The sequence below is a fragment of the Thauera phenylacetica B4P genome (assembly GCF_000310225.1).
GTDB lineage: Bacteria > Pseudomonadota > Gammaproteobacteria > Burkholderiales > Rhodocyclaceae > Thauera > Thauera phenylacetica.
The window spans coordinates 1-2,375 of sequence record NZ_AMXF01000381.1 but is presented as its reverse complement, the minus strand read 5'-3'; the positions used below and the strand labels follow the sequence as shown (position 1 = coordinate 2,375).

Here is a 2,375-nt window from a genome sequence, read left to right as displayed (position 1 = left end):
CGACGCCCGCGCCGACGCCCCTGAACCCGGCGCCGAGGCTGCTCCGGAGGCCGCCCCGGAGCCCGCCCCGGCAAGCGTCGCCAGCGCGGGCGTCTCCGACGTCCCCGCCGCGCAAGCGGTCCTCGACACGCGCGTGCTCGCCCGCCTGATCGGTGACGACGCCGCCCTCATCGTGGAGTTCGTGCGCGAGTACCATGACTCGGCGCACTCCGCCGGCGAGGAGATCCTGCGCGCCGTGCGCGCCGCCGACTGGGCCACGACCGCGGGCGTGGCGCACCGGCTCAAGTCGGCCTCGCGCTCGGTCGGCGCGCTGCAGCTGGGCGAGCTGTGCGCGGAGCTCGAGGACCACTGCCGCAAGGGCGGCCCGCCCCGCCCGGCCGAGATGGTCGCCCGCTTCGCCGCCGCGCTGCGCGCCGCGCTCGACGCGAGCGCCGCCGCAAGCACGAAAGGAAATTCCTGATGACTACGCAAAGAAGACGCATCCTGATCGTCGACGACGATCCACTACAGGTCGGACTTCTCGGTCGCCAGCTCGCCAACACCGGCATCGCCGCGAGTATCGAGGGTCACACGAGCACCGCAGCCGCCCTCGCGAGCCTGGCCACCGCGATCGGCCCCGACACGCTGGTGATGCTGGACCTCAACATGCCGGAGACAGACGGCATCGTCTTCCTCCGCCAGCTCGCCGCGTCCGGCTTCAGCGGCAGCGTCGTGCTGGTGAGCGGCGAGGACGAACGCATCGTCGAGACCGCCGCACGCCTGGCCGCCGCCTACCGCATCGACGTGCTCGGCAGCCTCGTCAAGCCGGCTCCCCCCTCCTGCCTGCAGGCCATGCTGCGGCGCTGGCAGGAGGGCGGCCGGCACGCCCGCACGGCGAGCGCCCCCGCGCGCGGCTACACCGCCGCCGAGCTCGCGCGCGCGATCGCAGAAGGCCAGCTGCTCAACCACTACCAGCCCAAGGTCGACCTGCGCAGCGGCGCCTTCGCAGGCGTCGAGGCCCTGGTGCGCTGGCAACACCCCGAAGACGGCCTCGTCTTCCCCGACGCCTTCATCCCCGGCATGGAGGCGTCGGGGCTGATCGACGAGCTCACCCGCGGCGTGCTGCTGCGCGCCGCGGCCGACCTGCGCGCGCTGCGCGCGGAGGGGCTGCGCATCCGGCTCGCCATCAACGTGTCGATGGACAGCCTGGACCGCCTCGGCTTCCCCGAGCTCGTCTGCGCGATGCTCGACGAGACCGGGCTCGCGCCCGCCGAGCTGATCCTGGAGGTCACCGAGTCTCGCCTGGGCAGCAACCCGCTCACGGCGCTCGACATCCTCGCTCGCCTGCGCCTGCGCCAGATCGGCGTGTCGATCGACGACTTCGGCACCGGCCACTCCTCGCTGCGCCAGCTGCGCGACCTGCCCTTCGACGAGCTCAAGATCGATCGCGGCTTCGTGACCGGCGCGCGCAAGCTGCCCACGCGCCGGGCGATCTTCTGCGGCTGCCTCGACATGGCGCGCGAGCTGAACATCCGCTCCGTCGCCGAGGGCGTGGAGGACCGCGACGACTGGGACTTCGTGCGCTCGAGCGGGTGCGACCAGGCGCAGGGCTACTTCATCTCGCGCCCCATCCCGGCGGCCGAACTGCCCGCCTGGCACGCGCGCTGGCAGCAACGTTGCGGGGAGCTCATCGGATGAACACACGGCAGACCCGCATCCTCGTCCTCTCCGACATGCCGGTCGAGGCGCGGCAGATCGTCTCCCTGCTCGCCGACGACTTCCCGCAGGTGAGCTGCTCGAGCGACGAGGGCCATTTCGCCGCGGACTTCGATGCGCAGCGCCCCGAGGTGCTGCTGCTCGCCTTCCGCCACATCGAGCACGCCGAACGCCACGCGCTCGTGCTCTACCGCCACAGCCGGCGCGCACGCAGCGAGCGCCACCACAGCATCGTGCTGTGCGACAAGGACAACCTGCGCCAGGCTTTCGAGCTGTGCCGCAAGGAGTGCTTCGACGACTACGTGCTGTACTGGCCGCTGGTGTACGACAGCTCACGGCTGCACATGTCCATCCTGCTCGCCGCGCGCATGCTCGCGCTCGGCCGCGAGCGCGTGGCGGCGAGCGAGATGCTCGCGCACGCGCGCGTGCTCGGCAGCCTGGGCGAGATGCTCGACGCCGGGCTCGGCGCCGGCAAGGAGCACATCGACGCGCTCGGCGACAGCCTGCAGGCCGCGCGCGCGGCCGGCGACGCGCTCGCCACCGGGCTCGAGTTCGCCTCCGAGTTCGCCACCGAGTTCGAGCTCGACCTCGACGGGGTGCCCTCGGGGCTCGCGCCCGCGGCGGCGGACAGCCTCGCGCCATCGCCCCCCGCTGCGCCCCCTGCGCCGGTCGAGCCTGCG

2 protein-coding genes and 1 pseudogene are annotated in these 2,375 nt (G+C 72.9%); all 3 read left to right on the top strand.

The annotated features are described in order from the left end of the window. Nucleotides 1-460, top strand: a 460-nt coding sequence (locus C667_RS22220; protein ID WP_004385885.1) for an Hpt domain-containing protein, incomplete at its 5' end; no start/stop codon positions are given. Beyond that, nucleotides 460-1,677: an EAL domain-containing response regulator gene (locus C667_RS22215; RefSeq protein ID WP_004385882.1), complete on the top strand. Its 1,218-nt coding sequence runs from the start codon at nt 460-462 to the stop codon at nt 1,675-1,677. The genes C667_RS22220 and C667_RS22215, both read left to right, overlap by 1 nt. Next, nucleotides 1,674-2,375, top strand: a pseudogene (locus tag C667_RS22210) (response regulator); the annotation flags it as partial. The gene C667_RS22215 and the pseudogene C667_RS22210, both read left to right, overlap by 4 nt.